Consider the following 22,549-nt stretch of genomic DNA (forward strand, 5'->3'; position numbering starts at 1 on the left):
TCAGCGAAAGTGCTGGAATTCAACTGGCGTAGAGACTGGCCTCAACATCCAGGCCCGCATCACGCATCTGCGCCAGCTTGTAACGCAGCGTCCGCGGGCTGATGCCCAGCTTGTCTGCGGCTTCCTTGCGCTTGCCGCGTTCGGCACGCAATACGTCAATGATCAACTGATACTCGCGCTGCCTGACTCCCGCCCCCAGGTCAGTACCGGCCTGAGCTGTCTGTACCGGAGCTGAAGCTGTCAGATTCTCGACGGCTGGCAGCGTCGGACTGGCATCCCAATTTGGCAGATCCGCTGGTACCGTCATTGGACTACCCGGCAGGACCGCCAAACACAGATCCTGCGCGTGAATCACGCCGCCCGACTGCAGAATCAAGGCCCGTTGCACGGCGTTATCCAATTCTCTGACGTTGCCTGGCCACCCATGCTGCTGCAGGGCGTGGCAGGCGTCTGCAGCAAAACGGACCGGAGCCTGATTCATTTTCCTGGTGTGCTTGTCCAGCAGACGCTGGGCGATCGGCAAGATATCGCCGGGTCGCGTGCGCAGTGGCTGCCACTGCAGCGGAAAAACCCCCAGGCGGTAATACAGATCCTCACGGAAGCGTCCGGCCGCCACTTCGGTTGGCAGATCGCGGTTGGTGGTGGCGATAACTCGTATATCCAGCTGAATCAGCTTGCGGCCACCCACACGCTCGACCTCGCGCTCTTGCAACACCCGAAGCAACTTGGCCTGCAAGCTCAGCGGCATCTCGGAGATTTCATCCAGCAGCAGCGTGCCACCATTGGCCTGCTCGAACTTGCCTGACTGAGAAGCGACCGCACCAGTAAAAGAGCCTTTTTCGTGACCGAACAGCGTGGCTTCCAGCATATTTTCCGGAATCGCCGCGCAGTTGATCGCGATAAAGGGTTGCTCCGCGCGCGGCGATTGCTGATGGATAAAGCGCGCCAGCACTTCTTTACCGGTACCGGACTCGCCGGAAATCAATACAGTGGAATCACTGGCTGCCACTCGCGAGGCCAGATGCAGCAGTTGCTGACTGGACGGTTCTACTGCTACCGGCCCTTCGAGCTTACCGGCACGCAGACGCCCCTGCGCGTGCTGGGCGACCAGCTCTAGCAGTGCGCGCGGCTCAAAGGGTTTCACCAGATAATCCACCGCGCCATCACGCATGGCTTCCACCGCCTGCTGCACTGTACCGTAAGCAGTCATCAGCAGCACCGGCAGTTGCGGATGGTACTGACGCAAATGACGCAGCAGCCGATGACCATCCATGCCGGGCATGTTCACATCGCTGACCACCATGCATACCGACTCACGCTGCAATATGGCCAGCGCAGCATCTCCGTCACCGGCCTCCAGGGCCTCGTAACCGCCCAGGGTCAAGGTGTCGCTCAAGGCTTCACGCAGGGCACGGTCATCTTCTACCAACAGAATTCGCAGGCGTGGCTGACTCATATGCTGCTCTCCAGTAATGCCTTGGTCTGGATACCCTGCTGCACTGGCAGCAGAAGCTCGGCGCTGGTTCCCCAGCCCGCCTTGCTACGCAGATAAAAGGCGCCGCCATGGGCCCGCGCCACGGATTTGACCACAGACACACCCAGCCCCGTACCTTGCGCGCGAGTGGTGTAGAAGGGTTCGCCTATTTGCGCACGCTGCTCAGCATCCATACCGCACCCGGTATCGACCACACTCAGGCTGAGCTGCCCCTCGATCAGACGGGCACAAACTTTAAGCCGGGCAGCGTCGCCGCCGGCCTGGATGGCGTTGTCGATCAGATTGGTGACCGCGCCCACCAGGGTGTCGCGGTTGCACTTGAGCGCCAAACCTTGCGGGCAGCGATTATCCCAACGGCAACTGGCAGCATTGGCTTCGACCAGCGGACCAGCGTCCACCTGCAGGGCGTCAAAAAGCTGCTCAACGCTCACGCGGTCTTCCAGCGGCAGATCGCCCTTGGCAAACAACAGCATGTCGCGCACCTGATGCTCCATGGCTTTAAGACGACCGCTCAGGCGCTCGCCAAAACGCTGGCGCTGCGCGGCCGGTAAATCCTGGTCGTGCAAATGGCTGGCATACAGCATGGCGGTGGACAGCGGCGTGCGAATTTGATGGGCCAGAGAGGCAACCATGCGCCCCAGTGCAGACAAACGCTCGTGGCGCGCCAGTTGGCTTTGCAACTGACGGGTTTCGGTTTGATCGTTGATCAGGATGATCTGGCCTGGCTCACCGAGCAGCGAACGGGTTGCCAGCGATACACGGCGGCCGCTACGCAGGGACACCTCATGGTAGTCATCATCACGGGGGGCGAAACGGTCACGGATCAGGTCCCGCCACAGCTGGCCTTCCAAAGGCTCACCGAGCAGTTCACGGGCAGCGGGATTAGCCTCACGCACTACGCCGTTACCATCCAGCACCACCACGCCACCGGGGAGCAAATCTAGCAGATTCTGCAAGCGCGAAGCCAGGCAGGCCTTCTCGGCCAGCTCGCGATGACGCTGGGCATGCACCTGATCCAGCTGCGCTTGAAGGGTACTGACCTGCTCCTGAAGCAAGGCGTAAGACCCCGACAGCTGACCCGACATTTGCCGGAACAGCTCGTAGGCAGCGGTTAGCTGGGCCTCGTCACGGGGTTTAGCGTCGGCGATATGCAGCTCGGATGGAGCTGCATTGGCGGTCGAAAGGTGCTTGGCGGTGAGTACCATCGGGTGATCCCCTGAATACAAAAGAAAGCTTCAGGGAGGTCAAAGCAAAGCCCGTGCCATCACACAACAAACAAACAAATTCAACAACTTAGAAAAGAATTACTAAATCCGCGTCATTCTTCTGACAGGTCGACGCCACGATTGATGCCGTACTTGCGCATCTTTTCCACCAGCGTAGTACGCCGAATCCGCAACCGCTCGGCGGCGCGGGCTACCACGCTGTTGCACTCGTCCAGGGCTTGCTGTATCAGCGTCTGTTCCAACCCGCCGAGGTATTCCTTCAGGTCCAGACCATCGGGTGGCAAGAACGCCGGACTGTTCAAACCCACCAGACCATTAAAGGCCTCGTCACGCTCATCCTCACCAGCCCGAGCATTGCGCAGTTCTTCCTGATCGTCTTCCAGGTAACGGAACTTGCGCGGCAACTCGCCAACGCCGATCACACCATGCGGATGCATGATCGCCATGCGCTCAACCAGGTTGGCCAGCTCGCGCACGTTACCCGGCCAATCGTGTTGGCACAGCGACATGATCGCCGAGGTGCTGAAACGGATAGACCCGCGCTTTTCCATTTCCAGACGGGTAATCAATTCGTTCAGCAGCAGCGGCAGATCCTCGATCCGGTCGCGCATGGCCGGCATCTCGATCGGGAACACGTGCAAACGGTAATACAGATCTTCGCGGAAGCCACCCTGCTCGATCATCTGCTCCAGGTTCTTGTGCGTAGCCGCGATCACGCGCACATCGGCGGTCTGTACCTTGTTGCTACCCACCCGCTCGAAGGTCCGTTCCTGCAACACCCGCAACAGCTTGACCTGCATTGGCAACGGCATATCGCCGATTTCGTCCAGGAACAATGTGCCGCCCTGAGCCAGCTCAAAACGCCCTGCCCGGCTGGTGATAGCACCGGTAAAAGCACCCTTCTCGTGACCAAACAGCTCGCTCTCAAGCAACTCCGCAGGAATAGCGCCGCAGTTGACCGGAACGAAGGGTTCATCTTTGCGTTTGGAGTGATAATGCAGATTACGCGCAACCACTTCCTTGCCGGTACCCGACTCACCCAGAATCAAAACCGTGGCTTCGGTATCAGCTACCTGCTGCATCATTTGCCGCACGGAGAAGATGCTGCGGCTGGTGCCTACCAGGCTACGGAACAGATTCGGTTCGCGCTGGCGCTGACGATCGCGGTCATCATAGACTTCGCGATACACCTGGGCGCGGTGCAAGGAATCGAGCAATTGGTTATAGCTCAGCGGTGGCGGCAATACCGCCAACAGGCGCTGCTTAAGATGTTCCGGCCAGTTTGTCGCCTGCTCTGCATCAAGCAGGATAGCCGGCAGGTTCTCGTCCCACTTGTCCAACTGCGCAAGCAAGCCTTGCATGCCATGCGCGCAGTCGCAGTGCCCGAGAATCACACATTTGAAGCTGCCGGAAGAAGCTGACTGCGCCTCCACCTCTTTTTGCCAGACAGCCGAGGTGGTAATGACCGCATCTTCGCCCAGAAAGGACAGGATCACGCTCAAGTCATGGCGGCTGGAGGGTTCATCATCAATGAGTAAGATATGGCTGTTAGGCAGCATAAGTGTGAAAGGCGTCCTGTAAACACGCAATCCGGGCAATTGACGCTGATAGCGCTTTGCCACTCGAATAATTTATGCTGCCAACGTTAGTCAGATTCGCTGTCGCAGTCAAATAGTTGGCGCAGTTAAACGACATTTTTTATTTAGACGGAATTCGCTTCGGGGTAAAACGCCTTGTAACCTTCAGACCGCAAGGCGTTTAGCTCAAGGCTTAGCTAAACATCTGGTAGACCTTGGCGCTCTGTTTGCTGCGTTGCAGCTCCTGCAGCTCTTCGGCCAGCTTGCCTTGAACGGCCTGACAGAGCGCGACCACTTCGCGGTACGTGGTCAGCAGATTATCCAGCGCATCGGCCAGCGCCTGGTCTTCACGGCCGTCTTCAGCCATCGCCTGCGCCACCAACTCACGGCACACATGATCAAGCTGGCTGACCTGCTGCCAGTCGCCAGCATGTACCGCTTCTACCAGCGCCTGGTGGGTATCTTCCAGCTGTTTGACTGCAACGGTCATTGGTCTGTCCTCAGTATTGGCGAATGCCGTCCCAGCCTTCCTTGACGTCACGCAGCAGTGCCGCAACCTCATCCAGAATAGCCGAATCGTTTTTCAGGTTGGCAATGCTCAACCGCTGGATCATGAAGGCATAAAGGCTATCCAGGTTGGCAGCCACCTCGCCACCCTTGGCAAAATCCAGCGCTTCACGCAGGCCACCGATAATACCAATGGCTTTGCCGATCAACTCACCCTTGAGCTGCACATTATTGAACTGCATCGCGCCCTTGGCCTGCACTATGCGCTGCAACCCGCCTTCCATCAGCATTTGAATCAAGCGATGTGGATCCGCTTCACTGACCTGTGCATTGACGTTCACGGTCTGGTACTGCTTCATCGCGGCGTAGGCGTTCATGGGCGCATCCTGAGGTTGATCATACATGTTCAATGTATCGGCCTCATGCGGAAAACTTTAATCTTTATTTGTCTACACCGCAGATGCAGCAAGGCCCGCTTATGAAATCATGCGGGCCTTGCGTCACATATTATTCGCGCACTCAGCTGCGCATTTAAACCGGCTCTATGCCATCCCACCCTTGCTTGATTTCCTGCAGCAGCGCCAATACTTCGTCCAGTGAGCGCGGCGTATCATCCAGCGCCACACCAGCGAGCTTGCGGGTCATATAGTCGTACAAAGCATCCAGGTTCTCGGCAATCTCACCACCCAGATCCTTGTCCAATGCCGCCTGCAATGCACCGATAATGCTGATGGTGTTGCTAACCGCAATGCCACGGCGTTCGGGATTGCCAGTAGATTGGGCATGCTTTGCCAGCTTTAACCGCTCAATGGCACCATCAAGCAACAATTGCACGGCGCGATATTGAGAGACTTCCTGGGAAATATTGACCTGCTTGTAGGTATCAATCGGGGTTTTCATTATCTGCGATCCTGCCGTACTACGCCGGGGAGGTTGTCCAGAGCGCCGGAAAGATAGTCACTGGTACCAGACAGCTGGCCTACCAGTGCGTCCATGGCGTTGAACTGCGAAAAAAGCCGCGCTTCAAGCTTGTCGATGCGCCGGGTTAATTGCTCACGCTGATCATCCACGCTGGACAGCGTATTCTGCAGCGCGGTGGTACGGCTTTCAAGAATACCTCCGGTCTGAGTGTAAGGGTCCACCTTACCGTCCAGACGTGCCATCAAACCGTTATCGCCGGTCAGAAAGCCGTTCAGCTGTTCAAAGTTATCTTCCAGCACGGTATCCAGGCGCTCGCTATCTATCGCCAAGGTGCCGTCGCGCTGAGTAGAGATACCCAGGTCGGCAAGAATACGCATGCCGTCAGTACCTTGAGCGTTGCCCAACTCGTTGCGGATGGCGGACATAAAGGAGCGCACAGACGCATCACCGACCAGGGCAGCTGCCAGCGGCTCGCCATCATCGCCACCAACCTTGGTAACTTTAGTCAGCGACGTCACCGTGCCCATCATCTTGTTGTAGGCATCTACGAATTTGTTCAGCTGCGATTTAACGCCGGCGCGGTCTTCGGCAACCGCCAGGCTAACGCTGTTTGCCGCTTTGATATCATCAGCCGACTGAGCTGATTTGAGCGTGATACTGACCCCTTCGATAGCTTCGTCCACAGTATTGGTAGCGCTGCTGATATTGATGCCATCAATCGCCAGTTGGGCATCACGCCCGTAACTAATCGTCCGCGGCGCTAAAGGATCGTTCGGATTGACGGGCGTAGGCGTAAAATCAGCATCCGGTGCATCGGGCGTATATGCGAGGCTGGCAAGATTGCCTGTCCCGTTGCTCACGCTGACACTGATATCGTTACCGGTACCAGACTGGGTGGAGCTCAGCACCAGACGCGAGCCACCTCCACCATTGGGATCGGTAACGATGCTGGCCGATAAACCTGACTCCTTACCCCCCGCATTGATCGCGTCGCGTATAGCGCCGAGGCTATTGTTACCGTCGGTAATATCGATATTGAGCTGGGTGTCGCCCACATCAATCGTTAATGTGCCGGTGCCCATTGCAGCAGCAACAGCAGGATCAGCCACACCAGCCAACGCAACCTTGCTGGTCTGCGCCATGTTGAATACTTGAACGTTGAAATTGCCAGAAGAGGCTTTCGCGTCGGCAGTGACCGAGAAAATATCCGGCTTGCCAGAGGTGGCACTGCGCTTTTCAAACAAGGCGGGGTCATTCAGCCCCTTTAGTGCGGTTTGAAATTCAGAGAGGGCACTGCGAAATTGGCCAAGGCCGGAGAACTTAGAAGTGGTCGCCCGCTCAAGACGGTTGAGCTGCGCGCTTTTGGGTGCGCTCTCGGCATCAACCAGCGCCTTGACGATACTGTTGATATCCAGACCCGACCCAATGCCGTTACCTAAACCTTGAATAGCCATAGCTGTGCCCCTGCGACCGAAAATTGACGGTCTGCGTACCGAATGGAATGTCCCGGTAAGGCAGGCAAGTTATGTGCCAGTCAAACCGGCTGGCAGAGGCTCAGGCCTCTGCTTCAAACAACAGGCTGCGAATTTCAGACAAATTCTCTGATAGTCGCAACGCTTCTTCTGAAGGAATCTGGCGAATGACATCGCCACTGCTCGCTTCAGTTACGTTCACTACCACCCGGCCACTGGAATCATCAAGTTGAAAATTGATATCCCGACGTACCGACTGAACAAAATCCTGAATATCCGACACCGCCAACTTCAACTCATCTTCGGCGATCTCAGAGGGCTGCGCCAGCGCATCCCGAGTTTGTGTTGCCACCGGCTTGGCAGCCGATATTGTTGCTGCAAGATCCGTTTGCCCTAATGCCGAACGCTCGGCTGAGGCCTCAACCGCTACACTTGAACGCGCAGTACGGCTTACATCAAACGGCTTGAGAATGCCCATATCCATGGTGCTTACCTCACAAAGGATAAAGCGGAGGACCAGTCTCCCAGTCCCCCGCAGTGTAACCCTTACTTAATCCTTAGCCCAGTAGGCTGAGGACTGCCTGGGGCAACTGGTTGGCCTGCGCCAGGATCGAAGTTCCAGCCTGCTGGAGGATCTGGTTCTTGGTCAGGTTAGCCGTTTCAGCAGCAAAGTCGGTGTCCTGAATACGGCCGCGGGCAGCGGATACGTTTTCGGAAACGTTCTGCAGGTTGCTGATTGTAGACTCCAAGCGGTTCTGAACGGCACCAACTTCGGCTCGCTGACTGTCAATCATAGTTATGGCCGAATCAATAACGTCAATCGCAGACTGGGCACCGCCAGCGGTAGAAATATCGATATCGAGGACGCTGGAAAAGCGTGATTCTGCACCTACTGTAGCTACACCACCGCTTAGTCCACCAGCAGCAGCAACGGTTACGGCGCCATATTCATTGTCGAGAATCGCATCGGAGAAATCCAATTCGCCCGTAACTACGGAACTTCCGCTGGTAGCTGCAGCGGTGGCAGTACCAGCCGTCCCAGCCTTATTAACGTCGGCTACTTGGATGGTACCGGCTCCAGCGTTGGCAAACGAAATATCGATATTCTCGCCCGAAGCACTAGAGAAGGTCCCAGCCGCACCGGGCGCTCCAGCGGTAAAGGTTATGCCCTGTTTAGCCAAAGCGTCTCGAGTTCCAACATCTGCTGCCGCTGCTGCAAGATTGTTGTTGAACGTCGCGACATCAGCCCCCTCAGCAAATTTCAGTTCTACACCCTGAACATTTAACGTTACTTCTAAGTTGCCCGCGTTGCCGCTACCTGTGACGCTAGCTCCGGTGTAACCTTTTACACCTGTAAGCCCCTCAACACTATTGTACTGCCCAGCCAAGTCAGCAGCAGAAATCCCGTCACGCAGTTGAATATCTTTAGTATCGCCCGCTACCGTTACGGAGAGCGAATCTGCTGCCCCCTTAACGTATCCAGCGGCAGTAGCTCCAGAAAAACCTGTCAGAGCAGTAGCGGTTAGTGATTTACCAGAAAGCCCGATATCTTCTGCCTTCGCAGAGGTAAGACTGACGTCGATGGTCTGATTTGCCTGAGAGCCAACTTGCAGAGACTCAGTCCCAAACGAACCATCAAGAATCTTCCTGCCGCCGAACGCAGTAGTCTCAGCAATACGGGTTAATTCCTGCTGAAGCTGCTTCACCTCTTGCCCCAAGGCTTCACGCTCAGAAGTTGAATTAGTTCCGTTAGCTGACTGCAACGCGAGATCGCGCATACGCTGGAGAATAGTTGTCGATTCTTGCAGAGCGCCTTCAGCTGTCTGGGCGATCGAGATGCCGTCATTTGCGTTCTTAACCGCAACACCCAAGCCATTGATCTGACTGGTCAAACGGTTAGAGATCTGCAGGCCAGCTGCGTCGTCTTTAGCGCTGTTGATACGCGAACCCGAAGACAGACGCTCAAGGGAAGTTTGCAGAGCGTTGGATGAGCTTCCCAGGTTACGCTGGGCGTTCAGGGACGATACGTTCGTGTTTACTGTAAGAGCCATGATGTGTTACCTCGTAGACCTGATTATGTTTGCCTGAGCTTGCGACTCGCGGGCCGGCATTGCCCAGGCACCCAGTGAGTTCGCGTTCAGTTACTGTATCGGCGTACTGGCCAAGAGCTTTAGGGTTATTTTCAAAAAAGTTTTTTGTTTACTTGACAATCACTTAGCTAAACAAAAAAGCCCTTTCAAGCACCTGACACAGTTTTGACGCCAACCAGATGCCTTGCCGATGAATGTGTATCGACAGGCCTGGCAATAACTTGAGGGGTTGAAGATCGCTCCTTTGAAAGCAACTGCCACGCACTTCCTTCTATTACATCTGCATGAACACTGACCGGCGGTAGCGGGGTGCAACGCCCTTGTCATCTGCGGGGCGTTAGCTGGTGTGGAATTCGGCGGCGCAGTTGAGCTGCGCCCGACCCAACCACAAGAGGTGCCCCATGTACGCAGAAAAAGCGCTAATACGCGTGCACCGCGATCTGAAGGTGCACACCTGCTTTTACCCCAACCCGACCACTGCCGCGACCATCATTCTGGTCAATGGCTCATTGGCCACCAGCGTGTCGTTCAATGCCAGCCTTAAATACCTGAGGCCGCTATTTAACGTAGTGGTTTACGATCTGCCCTATCAGGGCCAGTCACGTGGGCACAATCCTGAGCTGCCGCTGATCGGCAAAGAGGACGAGGCGCTGATCCTGTTGGAGTTGATCGAGCATTTTCGCGCTGATCACTTGCTGGCGTTTTCCTGGGGCAGTGTTGCGGCGCTGCTGGCGTTGGCACAGCGGCCAGCACGCATCAACAAAGCGATCATCAGTTCGTTCTCGCCGGTACTAAACCCTTTCATGTTGGATTACCTGAGTCGCGCGCGGGCGGCGCTGGGTGCATGCGACCGACAGGCCATCGGCAACCTGCTGAATGACACTATCGGCGAGCATCTGCCGCCGCTGTTCAAGCGTTGCAACTTTCGTCATGTGAGCGCGCTGGAAGAATTCGAGTATGCGCAGATGCTCTATCACATCCGCCAGGTAGCAGGATTGGACTGTGATCGGTTTATGAGCTGCGTGGAGAATGTCGACGCGCAACTACTATTTATTAATGGTGAACTGGACCGCTACACCTCACCGGCGGATGCGCGCCTGTTCTCGCATATGGCGCCGCAATCGCAGTTTGCGACTATCCGGCATACCGGGCACTTCCTCGAGTTGGAACATAAGACGGCTTGGCAGGATGTGAAGCAGGCGGTGGAGCGCTTTGTGCTGGAAGAGGGTGTGGCGGATTGTGAGCAAAGGATGGCGATGGTGGGCTGAAGCGCCGATGCGAACGCCAAAGGTGTCGAGCGGGCACTCGACACCTCGGGAGACCCAGCTTACGGATTCATCGAATCAAAAACCGTCGTTTCCGCATCTGCGGCCGCAGCGCGCAGCTTGATCAGCTCCTTGATCTTGCGGTGCGGGAATACATAGAACTGATCGTCTTCTACCGCCTTGAGCGTCATTTCGGCGACGTCAGTCGCTTTGATTCGGCCCTTCTCTACTGCAGCTTTGATTGCAGCGGCGCGCTCTTCGGCAATCGCGCTGCGCTCAAGGGTGTCGGCCATATCCGCCGGACGGTTGCGCGCCGAGTCGTGAATTCCAGTAGGGAAGAACGCCGGGCACAGAACAGTGACGCCCACCTTGGCACCGACGTCGCGAAGATCCAGCGCCAAGGTTTCAGACATGGCGACAACCGAATGCTTGGTGGCGTTATATACCGCCATGCTAGGGCCATTGACCCAACCAGCGGCGGACGCGACATTGACGATATGGCCTTCGCCCTGCTCGATCATCATCGGGGTAAAGGCTTTCAGGCCCCAGGCAACGCCATACATATTGACGCCTACCACCCACTCCCAATCAGCCTGGGTATTCATCCACACCGGGCCGCCGACGCTGACGCCAGCGTTATTGAACAGCAGATGCGCGCCACCAAAGCGGCTCTTAGCCAACGCAGCAAAGGCTTCAACCTGATCCAGCTTGGACACGTCCAGACGCATGGTCGCGGACTCAATGCTCGCATCCAGCGCTTTGACCTGATTCAGCGTTTCCTGCATGCCGGCTTCATCGACATCACCGAGTACCAATTTCATTCCGCGTGCTGCACAGCGTAGAGCCAATTCGCGCCCCAAGCCGCTGCCACCGCCAGTGATAACCGCTACCTTGCCTTTAAGATTCTGCATGACGTGCCCTCTGGATAGCCCTGCAACAGCATGGATCACAACCGCAAGCGGTCCTGCTTTGAAAGGCGACTTATAAATGTGGCGAATAGAATGCCTTTTACAGCATCACCAAACCAGATCTATCATTTGCAGTGATCAGGCTTTATCAGTTTTTATCCGGCGGTGTGCGATGGATAGGCTATACCTGAAAAGGCACATCAAGACCTGAATAAGGAATCGCATGGCTGGCAAAAGGTATTGCGCATTATTTGGTCTGTTCCTCGTTTGCTGGGCCGGCGCCGTTACCCCGCTGGCGGCGCACACACTGCGCCTCAATACGGACATCTTCCCGCCGTACCAGGTTCGCGAAGGGGAAACACTGAGCGGTACTTCGGTTGTTGCCCTGGAGTGTATTTTCAAGACTCTGCGCCAGCCTTATAGCGTCCGCGTCATGCCTTGGCAGCGGGCGATCCATGAGGTCGGCCAAGGCAAGGCCGACGGCTTCTTCTCGGCGACCAATATGCAGCGTGCCAACCGCTTCGCCGCGCTCTCTGCTCCGTTGGCACTGGAGAAGTGGTACTGGTACAGCAATCGACCGACCACAGCAGAGGGCACAGATGGCGAACTGCGTATTGGCGCCGTACGCGGCAGCAACCAGCTCGCCTGGCTGCTGGAGAACGGCTATGCCGTTGAGCAGCAGGTCAGCAGCACCGAGCAGTTATTTAAACTGCTGGACCTGGGCCGCATCGATACCTTCCTCGCCGACCAGCGCACCCTGCGCACCGAGCTGACCAAGCTGCCCCCGGCGCTGCGGCCAGAGTACGAACGCTTTCAGCAGTACTCGACGCTCGGGGTGTATTTTTCCAAAGCGTTTCTGGATAGCCAAAGTGATTTTCTAGAACGGTTCAACCAGCAAATCTATTTTTGCCTGCCGGAGATTCATATGCTCAGCGATGATGAGCACAAACAGCTGGCCGCGGTACATGACAAGCTGTTCAACAGCTGGACTGAACGAGACGAAATACTGTCCGCCGTCAACGCCCAGAACGCTCTGCACCAGAATCTGAATATTCCGGACATCATGCAGATTGATCGGCAATGGCGGGACGAATTGAAAAAGCCGGATGCACCCCTGATCAATAGTGTGGCTGGCAATTCCCTATCCGAGTGGCTCAGTGATCAGCAGCAGAAAAGCAATAACCTGATTACCGAGATCATTGTCACCGACCAATTGGGCCTGAACGTTGGCATCAGCGAAATCACCACTGATTACTGGCAAGGCGATGAGGCGAAATTTTCCGAAGCCTTTTTTAACAGAACCGATGAGGCGTATCAGGGTCGGCTTGAGTATGATCAATCAGCGCAGGGTTATCAGGTGCATATCAGCAGTCAGATCCGCGACCCTGCCAGCAATGAGATCATCGGCGTGCTGATTATTGGCTTGGATATTCAGCGCGTGCTGCGAGCCAACGGCCTTACCGGAGTCAACTGATGCGCTGGATTGCCCTGTTTATTGTCTCCCTGATCACCATCGGCTGCGCTGCTCCGACGCCGACACCCTTGGCTGTAGGTCAGGCGCGCCTGGAGCTAAGTACGCAGCGCCCGGCTGACCGCATCAGCGCATACCGGCTGGACGGCGAACTGGTATCCGGCCTGCGTTTTCCAGACCTGAATCCCGGCAAACATAATGTACAGGTGCGCTTTCGCTATGAGGTGCCGGGGTCCGCCAGCGCTGGAGGCATGCTTGGCGAGCCGCAATTCAGAACCTGCATTCTCGGTATTGATTACGCCGACTTCAGCGCTGGCGATACTTACCACTTCGTCGCCGACCGGCTGGGCATTCGCCCAGCCGGCTGGCTTGAATCGGCAGATAATCAGCGCCTGGCCCGCGCCAGCATTATTCGTTGTGGTCCCGGCGTCTGAGCTAGAACTCCCCACCGCGCATTTTCCTTCGCATGCTACACTCCGCACCTGCCCCGACTGGACTCGACACCCGGTTGGGAGTCTTCCGCTATTGAACCGGAGAAACACATGTCGATGATCAAACGTCCGCTGGCCGTCATGGCTGGCTTGTGCCTGTCTGTTGCTACTGTTTTTGCATCGGCGCCTGCAATGGCCGAACAAGAGGTGCTACGCGTCTCTGCCATTCCCGATGAAGCCCCCACCGAATTGCTGCGCAAGTTCGAGCCTTTGGGCGCTTATCTGGAAAAAGAGCTGGATATGAAGGTCACCTTTCAGCCGGTTTCCGATTACGCAGGCGTGGTTGAAGCGCTGGGTTCCAAGCGTTTGGATCTGGCCTGGCTGGGCGGCTTTACCTTCGTCCAGGCACGCATTCGCACTGGCGATGCCATTCCCCTGGTTCAGCGTGAACAGGATGCGGTCTTTACCAGCACCTTTATCACTGCTGACCCCGAGATCAAGGAACACAAGGACCTGAAAGGCAAGAGCTTCGCCTTCGGCTCGGTATCATCAACCTCTGGGCATTTGATGCCGCGCTATTTTATGCAGCAGGACGGGCTCGACGTGGATAACTACCTCGGCCGCGTAGGCTACTCCGGCGCCCACGATGCGACCGTCGCCTGGGTTGAATCCGGCCGCGTCGATGCGGGCGTGTTGAATGCCTCAGTCTGGGAAAAGCTGGTAGAAGAAGGCAAGGTCGATACCGACAAGGTGCGCGTCTACACCACCACCCCGACCTACTTCGACTACAACTGGACCGTGCGTGGCGATATGGATCCCGAGCTGGTCGAGCGCATCAAGCAGGCATTCCTCAAGCTGGATCCGGAAAACCCCGAGCACAAGGCGATTCTGGACCTGCAACGCGCCAGCCGCTTTGTTGAGACCAAGCCGGAGAACTACCAGGGCATCGAAGAAGCCGCACGCGCTGCTGGCCTGCTTTAACGGACCATGGGCATTCGACTTGACGGGGCGAGCCTGACTCACCCCGGTGGCTTTACCGCCCTGCACCCGCTCAACTTGGCGATCCAGCCGGGTGAGCGGGTCGCGATTATTGGCTCTTCCGGCGCGGGCAAAACCACGTTGCTGCGCCTGCTTTCGACTGGCCTGCTGGCCAGCAGCGGCAGCGTGCAGTTGCTCGACGCCAATCCTGCACAACTGTCAGGCGGCGCACTGCGGCGCCTGCGTACACGTATTGGTCTGATCCATCAGAGCCCGCCGTTGCCACCGCGCCAACGGGTGATTACCGCCGTTCTGGCCGGCCGGCTCGGCCAATGGTCGTTAGCTCGCTCGCTTTTATCCTTATGTTATCCGTTGGATATATCCGGCGCCCGCACAGCGCTGGAACCACTGGATCTGAGCGAAAAGCTCTTCGCCCGTTGCGATCAGTTATCTGGCGGGCAGTTGCAGCGCGTGGGTATTGCCCGGGTGTTATATCAGGGCGCTGATTTGTTGCTGGCCGATGAGCCGGTGTCAGCGATGGATCCGCTACTGGCCGATCATACGCTGGCATTGCTCAATCGCCTGGCGCAGGAGCACGGCAAAACCCTGGTAGCCAGCCTGCATGCGGTGGACCTGGCCTTGCGGCATTTCCCGCGGATCATCGGGCTGCGCAACGGCGAGATTCTGTTCGACCGTGAGGCCGCGCAGGTAACGCCAGAAGATCTGCGTGAGCTTTATAGTAATGAAGGGCTTGCTGAAACCCTTCCCGATCCGGTTTCCACGCTCGTTACACCCAGGCCAAGTGGCCAGTCCGCGCCACGATGCCTTTGAACCCATTGCAGCGAGTCGACCCACGCGACCCTGCCGCCCTGCCCCGCGCACTCATTACGCTGCTGGCATTGGTGTTGCTCTGGCCCGGGCTGGTGCTTACCGAGTTCCGTCCGGGTACTTTGGTAGACCCGCGCAATCTGGATACCTTCGGGCGCTTTCTGGCCGGTTTCTGGCCGCCGGAGGTGTCAGCCGAATTTCTTGCGCTGCTGGGTAAAGCCACGCTGGAAACGCTGGCGATGGCTACCGCTGGGCTTGCGCTGGCGCTGCTGCTGGCAATTCCATTAAGTTTGCTCTCCAGCCGCGCGCTGTCAGTCTCCGCGTTAATCAGCGGCCGGCCTGGCAGGCTCGCCAGTATTGCGCGTTACCCGGTCAGGCTGCTGTTGATTTTGCTGCGCAGTATTCCCGAGATCGTCTGGGCATTGTTGTTTGTCAGAGCCGTCGGCCTTGGCCCCACCGCCGGCGTACTGGCCATCGCCATTACCTACAGCGGCATGCTCGGCAAGGTGTATGCGGAAATCTACGAGTCCGTCGACCAGCGCCCGGCGCGGGCCCTGATGCAGGCTGGCAGTTCACGCCTGGCGGCGTTCTTTTACGGCATTCTGCCGGCTGCGGCGCAAGAGCTGACCTCCTATACGCTGTACCGTTGGGAATGCGCGGTGCGGGCATCGGTGATTATGGGCTTTGTCGGCGCCGGCGGCCTGGGCCAGATGATCGACCTGTCAATCCGCATGTTTGCCGGTGGTGAGGTCGTCAGCATTCTGCTGACCTTCCTGATCTTGGTGTTGGCCGCCGATCAATTGAGCAGCCTGCTGCGCAGGAGGCTGGCATGAGCCGTCGGTGCGAGGCGTTGCTCTGGCTCAGTCTGATTGGCGTAGCGCTGGTCAGTTCGTTTACGTATCTGGGCCTGGACCTCGGCGGCTTGCTGCGCGGCGATAGCCCCAGCCAGATGGCTGACTATGCGACCTCATTTTTTCCGCCGGAAATGTCCGCTGGCTGGCTGACGCAAATCAGTTGGGGTGCTGTGGAAACGCTCGCGATTTCCGCCATAGGCACGCTATTGGCGGTATTGGCAGGCGCTGCGCTGAGCTTGCTGGCCGCTGGGCGTATGGGCATCGTCGCCAAAGCCCTGGCGCGATTGCTGCTCAACGCGCTCAGATCCGTGCCGGAACTGGTCTGGGCGGCGCTGATGGTGCTGGCCGCGGGTCTTGGTCCCTTTGCCGGGACGCTGGCCATTGCGCTACACACTACCGGTGTACTCGGGCGATTGTTCGCTGAAGCCCTGGAGAACGCCCCGCACGAACCGGCAAAAGCGTTGCGCGATCAAGGCGCTGGGGCGACAGCGGCATTCTTTTACGGCACATTGCCCCAGGTATTCCCGCAGTGGCTGGCGTATAGCTTGTACCGCTGGGAGAACAATATTCGGATGGCCGCGGTACTGGGCTTTGTTGGCGCCGGCGGTTTGGGGCAGATGCTCTACGTGACGCTAAGCCTGTTTCAGCAACCCAAGGCTTTAAGCGTGATTTTGGCGATGATTGTAATGGTGCTGGTGGTCGACGGGCTGAGTGCCTGGTGGCGGGCGCGGCTGGGGTGATCGCCGCCCAACCGACATTTCCGCAAAAGCGAAAGACCAGAGAGATCTGGAGTCAGTCACCACCTATGCCACTGAGAAATCCAGGTCTACCCAGAAACCGCTTGGATCCCCGCCTTCGCGGGGATGACGACCAAAAGCACAAATCCTAGTTGCCGACCAGAGCAGTACCAGACTGCACTTGGCTTAACCCCCTCCGTCATTCCCGCGAAGGCGGGAATCCATTCTGACTTTCAGGCTGAATCAACCGGTCAGGAACAACCTCAATGCCGCACCACCCGCTCCTGCACCAACACCCAGGGACGAATAACCACAGCCCAGAGGTTGTCCGGGTCGCGTTCATGCCAGCCAGCCGCCTGGGCGTCCGGAGTCAGCTGCACCTGCCCGGCATCCATCCACTGCTTAACCGCAGCGCCATCATCGCGGGTAAAGGCTTCGGCTACAGTGACCAGATCCAATGCAGGGTCGACTGACAGCACCTGGCCCGCAGCAAAATGCGGCTCCAACGTCTTCCATTCGATAGGCGCGGTCGCACCCAGAATCGCGGCGTAGGTTTCGGTTTGGTCAGACATTCTAACGCTCCAGATCAGGCTTAATTGCTGCGCATGTTAACCAGCACACCGCCAAGTGCAAGACGGATGAGGGGAAAGAGGCGGCATTGTCGGACAAATACGCCTATTCTGTCGGGGTGTATGTCGTCTTTCAGACAAAATGTTGCAGTTTGAGGACATTGAATGACAATTTGCCAAGACTCGATTCCCTGCGCTCATCGCCGTTGGTAAACTGCTGCGGTACAGTTACCGGGAATGGGTATGGTAAAGCCAACACTACCTGAACCTTCGTCGTTTCGGATAACAACCAGTCGGACAACAACAAGCGAGCATACGATATGAAAATGGTCCATAAAAAAGCCCTGTCCCAGTTTATCGCCGTAGCCGCGCTGGCCGGTGCGAGTAGCTTCGCCATGGCAGCAGACACAATCAAGATCGCCTTGGCAGGTCCGGTAACCGGTCCCGTTGCCCAGTATGGCGACATGCAGTTTATCGGCGCCAAGATGGCGATCGAGCAAATCAACAAAGCGGGCGGCGTAAATGGCAGCCAGCTTGAAGGCGTGGTTTTCGATGATGCTTGCGATCCCAAGCAGGCGGTGGCCGTGGCCAACCGTATCGTTAACCAGGAAATCCAGTTCGTTGTCGGCCACCTGTGCTCCAGCTCGACCCAGCCCGCTTCCGACATCTATGAAGATGAAGGCATTCTGATGGTCACCGCGGCGTCCACCAGCCCGGAAATCACCACCCGTGGCTATGAGCTGGTATTCCGCACCATCGGTCTTGACAGCCTGCAAGGCCCAACTGCTGGCAAATATATTGCCGAACAGGTCAAGCCAAGCAAGGTTGCTGTTATCCACGACAAGCAGCAGTACGGTGAAGGCATCGCCACCGCGGTACGTGATGTACTGACTGAAGCCGGCATTGACGTCCCCGTGTTTGAGGGCGTAACCGCTGGTGACAAGGACTTCTCCGCTCTGATCGCCAAGCTGCGTCAGGAAGGCGTGGACTTTGTCTACTACGGTGGCTACCACCCCGAGCTGGGCCTGATTCTGCGTCAATCCGCTGAGCAGGGTCTGGACGTCAAGTTCATGGGTCCTGAAGGCGTGGGCAACAGCGACATCTCTGCTATCGCTGGCGAAGCCTCCGAAGGCCTGCTGGTCACTCTGCCTAAAGCCTTCGATGAAGACCCACGCAACGCTGACCTGGTTGCTGCTTTCAAGGCCAAGAACGAAGATCCTTCCGGTCCATTCGTATTCCCGGCCTACGCTGCGGTACAGATCATTGCTGACGGCATCAAGCTGGCTGGCGATACCGATACTGACAAGGTAGCCGAAGCACTGCGTGGTAACGAGTTCGACACCCCTACCGGCGTGCTGAGCTTTGATGAAAAAGGCGACCTGCAAGACTTCAACTTTGTTGTCTACGAATGGCACGCTGACGCTACCAAAACCGCACTGACCGAGTAAGACCCAACGTTCAGGCCCACCGGAGCAATCCGGCGGGCCTGATTTTTTTGATGCCCGTCTGTTCTGACCAGCATTGCTCATCCTGTCATTCCAGGTGCCGTGACCATGCCAGAGTCACTCTATTACTTTATCCAGCAGTTGCTTAACGGTCTTACCGTAGGCAGCACCTATGCTTTGATCGCGATCGGCTACACCATGGTGTACGGCATCATTGGCATGATCAACTTCGCCCATGGCGAGGTGTACATGATCGGCAGCTATATCGCCTTTATGGCCATTGCTGCACTCGCCCTGTTCGGGCTCGAATATCTCCCGCTGATGATTGCCGGTGCATTTGTCATCAGCATGATTGTCACCAGCGCTTACGGCTACAGCATCGAGCGGGTTGCCTACCGCCCCCTGCGTGGCGGCAACCGTCTGATTCCGTTGATCTCTGCGATCGGCATGTCGATCTTTCTGCAGAACCTGGTACGCCTGGCGCAGGGCTCGCGGGATATCGCCATGCCCAGCCTGGTAACCGGTGGTATCAGCATCGGGCCCGATGCCGGCTTTCAAGCGTCGCTGTCCTATATGCAGATGATTATCTTCGCTGTGACGCTGGTGACCATGACCCTGCTCACCCTGTTTATCACTCGCTCACGCATGGGCCGTGCCTGCCGTGCCTGCGCAGAAGATCTGAAGATGACCAACCTGCTAGGCATCAACACCAACGGTATCATCGCGCTGACCTTTGTCATTGGCGCCGCGCTGGCGGCCGTGGCCGGTGTGCTGCTGGGCATGTATTACGGTGTGATCAACCCCTATATCGGCTTTATGGCCGGGCTTAAAGCCTTTACCGCAGCGGTTCTGGGCGGCATTGGCAGCATCCCAGGCGCCGTGCTTGGCGGCTTGCTACTGGGCGTGACCGAGGCCATTACCTCAGGTTACTTCAGCAGTGAATACAAAGACGTGGTCGCCTTCAGCTTGCTGATTCTGATTTTGCTATTCCGCCCGAGCGGCATTCTTGGCCGTCCAGAGGTGGAAAAAGTATGATTCGAGCCAATCTTAAACCGGCGGTAATTTCCGCCGTGGTGGTCGTGGTACTCACCGGCCTGTTGATGGGTGTGCGCCTGGGCCAGTCTGGGACCGGCCTGACCGTTACCGGTGCTGGCGCCGATGTGTGGTGGAAAATTGCCGCCGCGGCGGCCTTCATCTTCTTCTTCAACCTGTTCCGCGACCAACTGACCCACGCCTGGAAAGCCCTGCCTGGCCTGCCAAAAACACCGCCCAAATTATCCGACATTCGCGATAAGCCTGCGGTTAAAAGGCTGTTCTGGTGTTTCCTGATCGCCGCTGCGCTGGTGTGGCCGTTCTTTGCCAACCGCGGTGGCATTGACCTGGCAACGCTGGTGCTGATCTACATCATGCTTGGGCTCGGCCTGAACATTGTGGTCGGTCTGGCCGGTCTGCTGGATCTGGGCTATGTCGGCTTTTACGCGGTGGGGGCCTACACCTATGCCCTGCTCGCCATGTATTTCGGCCTGGGCTTCTGGACCGGGCTGTTCGTGGCAGGCGGCATGGCCGCTCTGTTCGGCTTTCTGCTCGGCTTCCCGGTGCTGCGGCTACGCGGCGATTACCTGGCGATCGTGACCTTGGGCTTCGGCGAGATCATCCGCATTCTGCTGAATAACATGACCTGGCTGACCAATGGGCCGAATGGCATCGGTGGCATTCCCAAACCGACCTTTTTTGGCCTCGAATTCAGCCGTCGGGCCAGCGAGGGCATGCAGACCTTCCATGACTTTTTCGGATTCGACTACGACTCAACACACCGGATCATCTTTCTTTACCTGCTCGCGCTCTTGCTGGTGCTGTTTACCCTGTTCGTGATCAACCGGCTGCTGCGCATGCCCATAGGTCGCGCCTGGGAGGCCCTGCGTGAGGATGAGATCGCCTGCCGCTCGCTGGGCATCAATCCGACCGCCATCAAGCTCAACGCCTTCACCATCGGCGCCAGCTTCGCGGGTTTTGCCGGCTGTTTCTTCGCCGCACGTCAGGGCTTTATCAGTCCCGAATCCTTCACCTTTATCGAATCGGCGATCATCCTCGCCATCGTCGTGCTCGGCGGCATGGGCTCGCAGCTGGGCGTGATACTGGCAGCGATCATCATGACCATCCTGCCAGAGCTGGCTCGCGAGTTTAACGAGTATCGCATGCTGCTGTTCGGCTTGATGATGGTACTGATGATGATCTGGCGGCCACAGGGCCTGCTACCGATGAAACGTCCGCACATGGAGCTCCGGACATGACCGCCATGACACCTTTGCTCGATGTAACCGGGCTGACCATGCGCTTTGGCGGCCTGCTGGCGGTCGACGGCGTGGCCTTGCAAGTGCACGAGAAGCAGATCGTCTCCATGATCGGCCCGAACGGTGCCGGCAAGACTACGGTATTCAACTGCCTGACCGGCTTCTACAAGCCGAGTGACGGCAAGATCGTCTTCCGAGGCGAAGAGATTCAAGGGCTACCCGGCTTCAAGGTCGCCCGCAAGGGCATGATCCGTACCTTTCAGCATGTACGCCTGTTCAAGGAAATGACTGTCGTCGAAAATCTGTTGGTGGCGCAGCACCAGAGCATGAATACCAGCATGCTCGCCGGCCTGTTCAAGACGCCCAGCTATCGGCGCAGCGAAAAGGAAGCGATGGAGCGAGCCGCCTACTGGCTTGAGCGGGTCAACCTGCACGAATTCGCCAACCGCACCGCCAGTACCTTGGCCTATGGGCAGCAACGCCGCCTGGAGATCGCTCGCTGCATGGTCACGCAGCCAAGCCTGCTGATGCTGGATGAGCCAGCTGCCGGCCTCAACCCGCGCGAAACTCAAGATCTCAAGGAGCTGATCTCCGAGTTGCGAGATAACCACGACCTGACCGTACTGCTGATCGAGCACGACATGAAGCTGGTAATGGATATTTCCGATCATATCGTCGTGATCAACCAGGGCACGCCCCTGGCCGAGGGCACTCCGGAGCAAGTGCGTAACAATCCCGCCGTGATCAAGGCCTACCTGGGCGAAACCTGAGGCATAGATTCCATGCTGTATATGAAAAACGTCTCTACCCACTACGGCAAGATTCAGGCCCTGCACGACGTCAGCCTGGAAGTGGAGCGTGGCGAAATTGTCACCCTGATTGGTGCCAATGGCGCCGGCAAGACCACCCTGTTGATGACGCTGTGCGGCGATCCGCGCGCGACTACCGGCAGCATCCGTTATGAAGGGGAAGAGCTGACCGGCTTGACCACCGCCGAGATCATGCGCAAGGACATTGCCATTGTGCCGGAAGGCCGCCGCGTGTTCTCACGCCTGACCGTGGAAGAAAACCTGAGCATGGGTGGCTTTTTTACCCATAAGGATGATTTTCAGCAGCAGCTGGATACCGCCCTGAGCCTGTTCCCGCGTTTGAAAGAACGCTACCAGCAGCGCGCTGGCACCATGTCCGGCGGCGAGCAGCAAATGCTAGCCATTGGTCGTGCACTGATGAGCAAGCCGCGGCTGTTGCTGCTCGACGAGCCGTCTTTGGGTCTGGCACCCATCATCATCCAGCAGATATTCGAGATTATCGAGCAACTGCGCAGCCAGGGGGTGACCATCTTTTTGGTCGAGCAGAATGCCAACCAGGCGCTCAAGCTGGCGGACCGTGGCTATGTAATGGAGCACGGGCACATCGTCATGCAGGACAGCGGTGAAGCACTATTGTCCGATCCGCAGGTACGCAGCGCTTACCTGGGCGGTTGA

At 57.4% G+C, this 22,549-nt stretch carries 23 protein-coding genes; 12 read left to right on the forward strand and 11 right to left on the reverse strand.

Annotation, left to right across the window (positions count from 1 at the left end; genetic code table 11):
* Positions 1-19: 19 nt before the first annotated feature.
* The 9 genes from DT594_RS07480 to DT594_RS07520 all read right to left on the reverse strand — a co-directional run bounded on the left by DT594_RS07480 (position 20) and on the right by DT594_RS07520 (position 9,249).
* Entirely contained in the window at positions 20-1,456 is a 1,437-nt protein-coding gene (locus DT594_RS07480; protein ID WP_149332117.1) for a sigma-54-dependent transcriptional regulator, read from the reverse strand.
* Entirely contained in the window at positions 1,453-2,700 is a 1,248-nt protein-coding gene (locus DT594_RS07485; RefSeq protein ID WP_149332118.1) for a sensor histidine kinase, read from the reverse strand. Before DT594_RS07485 ends, DT594_RS07480 begins: the two co-directional genes overlap by 4 nt.
* A 113-nt stretch (positions 2,701-2,813) precedes the next feature.
* On the reverse strand, positions 2,814-4,280 hold the full coding sequence (locus DT594_RS07490) for a sigma-54 dependent transcriptional regulator (protein WP_149332119.1): 1,467 nt from the start codon (positions 4,278-4,280) through the stop codon (positions 2,814-2,816).
* A gap of 211 nt (positions 4,281-4,491) precedes the next feature.
* Complete coding sequence (fliT, locus tag DT594_RS07495; protein ID WP_174958991.1) at positions 4,492-4,788, reverse strand: flagellar protein FliT; 297 nt, start codon at positions 4,786-4,788, stop codon at positions 4,492-4,494.
* A 10-nt stretch (positions 4,789-4,798) separates the two neighbouring features.
* Complete coding sequence (gene fliS / locus DT594_RS07500; RefSeq protein ID WP_149332121.1) at positions 4,799-5,182, reverse strand: flagellar export chaperone FliS; 384 nt, start codon at positions 5,180-5,182, stop codon at positions 4,799-4,801.
* 154 nt (positions 5,183-5,336) lie between these two features.
* Positions 5,337-5,705, reverse strand: a complete 369-nt coding sequence (gene fliS / locus DT594_RS07505; protein WP_149332122.1) for a flagellar export chaperone FliS — start codon at positions 5,703-5,705, stop codon at positions 5,337-5,339.
* Entirely contained in the window at positions 5,705-7,180 is a 1,476-nt protein-coding gene (gene fliD, locus DT594_RS07510) for a flagellar filament capping protein FliD (RefSeq protein ID WP_246164586.1), read from the reverse strand. The genes fliS (DT594_RS07505) and fliD overlap by 1 nt, the downstream gene beginning before the upstream one ends.
* A 100-nt stretch (positions 7,181-7,280) precedes the next feature.
* Complete coding sequence (locus tag DT594_RS07515) at positions 7,281-7,682, reverse strand: flagellar protein FlaG (RefSeq protein WP_425460518.1); 402 nt, start codon at positions 7,680-7,682, stop codon at positions 7,281-7,283.
* A gap of 73 nt (positions 7,683-7,755) precedes the next feature.
* Positions 7,756-9,249 (reverse strand): flagellin, encoded by a 1,494-nt coding sequence (locus DT594_RS07520; protein ID WP_149332123.1) that lies wholly within the window; start codon positions 9,247-9,249, stop codon positions 7,756-7,758.
* A gap of 440 nt (positions 9,250-9,689) precedes the next feature.
* Here DT594_RS07520 and DT594_RS07525 point away from each other — a divergent pair, with 440 nt between their 5' ends.
* The gene (locus DT594_RS07525; protein ID WP_149332124.1) at positions 9,690-10,556 is read left to right on the forward strand and encodes an alpha/beta fold hydrolase; all 867 of its coding nucleotides are present in this window, start codon (positions 9,690-9,692) and stop codon (positions 10,554-10,556) included.
* Between the two features lie 59 nt (positions 10,557-10,615).
* Here DT594_RS07525 and DT594_RS07530 read toward each other — a convergent pair whose 3' ends face one another.
* The gene (locus tag DT594_RS07530) at positions 10,616-11,464 is read right to left on the reverse strand and encodes an SDR family NAD(P)-dependent oxidoreductase (RefSeq protein WP_149332125.1); all 849 of its coding nucleotides are present in this window, start codon (positions 11,462-11,464) and stop codon (positions 10,616-10,618) included.
* Positions 11,465-11,684: 220 nt separating this feature from the next.
* Between DT594_RS07530 and DT594_RS07535 the strand changes: the two genes are divergently transcribed.
* From DT594_RS07535 to phnE, 6 genes are all read left to right on the forward strand, one after another.
* A complete protein-coding gene (locus DT594_RS07535; RefSeq protein WP_149332126.1) occupies positions 11,685-12,935 on the forward strand; it encodes a substrate-binding periplasmic protein in 1,251 nt (416 codons plus the stop codon).
* Positions 12,935-13,366, forward strand: coding sequence for a PA0061/PA0062 family lipoprotein (locus DT594_RS07540; RefSeq protein ID WP_149332127.1), 432 nt, complete (start codon positions 12,935-12,937; stop codon positions 13,364-13,366). The genes DT594_RS07535 and DT594_RS07540 overlap by 1 nt, the downstream gene beginning before the upstream one ends.
* Positions 13,367-13,480: 114 nt before the next feature.
* On the forward strand, positions 13,481-14,344 hold the full coding sequence (locus DT594_RS07545) for a putative selenate ABC transporter substrate-binding protein (protein WP_149332637.1): 864 nt from the start codon (positions 13,481-13,483) through the stop codon (positions 14,342-14,344).
* 6 nt (positions 14,345-14,350) lie between these two features.
* A complete protein-coding gene (locus DT594_RS07550; RefSeq protein WP_149332128.1) occupies positions 14,351-15,172 on the forward strand; it encodes a phosphonate ABC transporter ATP-binding protein in 822 nt (273 codons plus the stop codon).
* Complete coding sequence (locus tag DT594_RS07555; protein ID WP_149332129.1) at positions 15,163-16,002, forward strand: PhnE/PtxC family ABC transporter permease; 840 nt, start codon at positions 15,163-15,165, stop codon at positions 16,000-16,002. The genes DT594_RS07550 and DT594_RS07555 overlap by 10 nt, the downstream gene beginning before the upstream one ends.
* Positions 15,999-16,763: a phosphonate ABC transporter, permease protein PhnE gene (gene phnE / locus DT594_RS07560; protein ID WP_149332130.1), complete on the forward strand. Its 765-nt coding sequence runs from the start codon at positions 15,999-16,001 to the stop codon at positions 16,761-16,763. Before DT594_RS07555 ends, phnE begins: the two co-directional genes overlap by 4 nt.
* Positions 16,764-17,023: 260 nt before the next feature.
* Here the strand turns inward: phnE and DT594_RS07565 are convergent, their stop codons facing one another.
* Positions 17,024-17,332 (reverse strand): DUF2288 domain-containing protein, encoded by a 309-nt coding sequence (locus DT594_RS07565; protein ID WP_149332131.1) that lies wholly within the window; start codon positions 17,330-17,332, stop codon positions 17,024-17,026.
* A 323-nt stretch (positions 17,333-17,655) separates the two neighbouring features.
* Between DT594_RS07565 and DT594_RS07570 the strand changes: the two genes are divergently transcribed.
* From DT594_RS07570 to DT594_RS07590, 5 genes are all read left to right on the forward strand, one after another.
* Positions 17,656-18,777, forward strand: coding sequence for a branched-chain amino acid ABC transporter substrate-binding protein (locus DT594_RS07570; RefSeq protein WP_425460539.1), 1,122 nt, complete (start codon positions 17,656-17,658; stop codon positions 18,775-18,777).
* Positions 18,778-18,882: 105 nt separating this feature from the next.
* Positions 18,883-19,809: a high-affinity branched-chain amino acid ABC transporter permease LivH gene (livH, locus tag DT594_RS07575; protein WP_149332133.1), complete on the forward strand. Its 927-nt coding sequence runs from the start codon at positions 18,883-18,885 to the stop codon at positions 19,807-19,809.
* On the forward strand, positions 19,809-21,065 hold the full coding sequence (locus DT594_RS07580) for a high-affinity branched-chain amino acid ABC transporter permease LivM (protein ID WP_149332638.1): 1,257 nt from the start codon (positions 19,809-19,811) through the stop codon (positions 21,063-21,065). The genes livH and DT594_RS07580 overlap by 1 nt, the downstream gene beginning before the upstream one ends.
* Before the next feature lie 5 nt (positions 21,066-21,070).
* Positions 21,071-21,835: a high-affinity branched-chain amino acid ABC transporter ATP-binding protein LivG gene (gene livG, locus DT594_RS07585; protein ID WP_149332639.1), complete on the forward strand. Its 765-nt coding sequence runs from the start codon at positions 21,071-21,073 to the stop codon at positions 21,833-21,835.
* 12 nt (positions 21,836-21,847) lie between these two features.
* Positions 21,848-22,549 carry an ABC transporter ATP-binding protein gene (locus DT594_RS07590; RefSeq protein WP_149332134.1) on the forward strand — a complete coding sequence of 234 codons (702 nt, stop codon included), beginning with the start codon at positions 21,848-21,850 and terminating at the stop codon, positions 22,547-22,549.

It is taken from the genome of Halopseudomonas laoshanensis (assembly GCF_008365385.1).
Classification (GTDB): Bacteria; Pseudomonadota; Gammaproteobacteria; order Pseudomonadales; family Pseudomonadaceae; genus Halopseudomonas; species Halopseudomonas laoshanensis.

Excerpts from the sequence above, each read along its gene's own strand:
- DT594_RS07480 (WP_149332117.1), bottom strand. The coding sequence starts at position 1,456 with ATGAGTCAGCCACGCCTGCGAATTCTGTTGGTAGAAGATGACCGTGCC.
- DT594_RS07485 (WP_149332118.1), bottom strand. The coding sequence starts at position 2,700 with ATGGTACTCACCGCCAAGCACCTTTCGACCGCCAATGCAGCTCCATCC.
- DT594_RS07490 (WP_149332119.1), bottom strand. The coding sequence starts at position 4,280 with ATGCTGCCTAACAGCCATATCTTACTCATTGATGATGAACCCTCCAGC.
- fliT (WP_174958991.1), bottom strand. The coding sequence starts at position 4,788 with ATGACCGTTGCAGTCAAACAGCTGGAAGATACCCACCAGGCGCTGGTA.
- fliS (WP_149332121.1), bottom strand. The coding sequence starts at position 5,182 with ATGAACGCCTACGCCGCGATGAAGCAGTACCAGACCGTGAACGTCAAT.
- fliS (WP_149332122.1), bottom strand. The coding sequence starts at position 5,705 with ATGAAAACCCCGATTGATACCTACAAGCAGGTCAATATTTCCCAGGAA.
- fliD (WP_246164586.1), bottom strand. The coding sequence starts at position 7,180 with ATGGCTATTCAAGGTTTAGGTAACGGCATTGGGTCGGGTCTGGATATC.
- DT594_RS07515 (WP_425460518.1), bottom strand. The coding sequence starts at position 7,682 with ATGGATATGGGCATTCTCAAGCCGTTTGATGTAAGCCGTACTGCGCGT.
- DT594_RS07520 (WP_149332123.1), bottom strand. The coding sequence starts at position 9,249 with ATGGCTCTTACAGTAAACACGAACGTATCGTCCCTGAACGCCCAGCGT.
- DT594_RS07525 (WP_149332124.1), top strand. The coding sequence starts at position 9,690 with ATGTACGCAGAAAAAGCGCTAATACGCGTGCACCGCGATCTGAAGGTG.
- DT594_RS07530 (WP_149332125.1), bottom strand. The coding sequence starts at position 11,464 with ATGCAGAATCTTAAAGGCAAGGTAGCGGTTATCACTGGCGGTGGCAGC.
- DT594_RS07535 (WP_149332126.1), top strand. The coding sequence starts at position 11,685 with ATGGCTGGCAAAAGGTATTGCGCATTATTTGGTCTGTTCCTCGTTTGC.
- DT594_RS07540 (WP_149332127.1), top strand. The coding sequence starts at position 12,935 with ATGCGCTGGATTGCCCTGTTTATTGTCTCCCTGATCACCATCGGCTGC.
- DT594_RS07545 (WP_149332637.1), top strand. The coding sequence starts at position 13,481 with ATGATCAAACGTCCGCTGGCCGTCATGGCTGGCTTGTGCCTGTCTGTT.
- DT594_RS07550 (WP_149332128.1), top strand. The coding sequence starts at position 14,351 with ATGGGCATTCGACTTGACGGGGCGAGCCTGACTCACCCCGGTGGCTTT.
- DT594_RS07555 (WP_149332129.1), top strand. The coding sequence starts at position 15,163 with ATGCCTTTGAACCCATTGCAGCGAGTCGACCCACGCGACCCTGCCGCC.
- phnE (WP_149332130.1), top strand. The coding sequence starts at position 15,999 with ATGAGCCGTCGGTGCGAGGCGTTGCTCTGGCTCAGTCTGATTGGCGTA.
- DT594_RS07565 (WP_149332131.1), bottom strand. The coding sequence starts at position 17,332 with ATGTCTGACCAAACCGAAACCTACGCCGCGATTCTGGGTGCGACCGCG.
- DT594_RS07570 (WP_425460539.1), top strand. The coding sequence starts at position 17,656 with ATGGTCCATAAAAAAGCCCTGTCCCAGTTTATCGCCGTAGCCGCGCTG.
- livH (WP_149332133.1), top strand. The coding sequence starts at position 18,883 with ATGCCAGAGTCACTCTATTACTTTATCCAGCAGTTGCTTAACGGTCTT.
- livG (WP_149332639.1), top strand. The coding sequence starts at position 21,071 with ATGACACCTTTGCTCGATGTAACCGGGCTGACCATGCGCTTTGGCGGC.
- DT594_RS07590 (WP_149332134.1), top strand. The coding sequence starts at position 21,848 with ATGCTGTATATGAAAAACGTCTCTACCCACTACGGCAAGATTCAGGCC.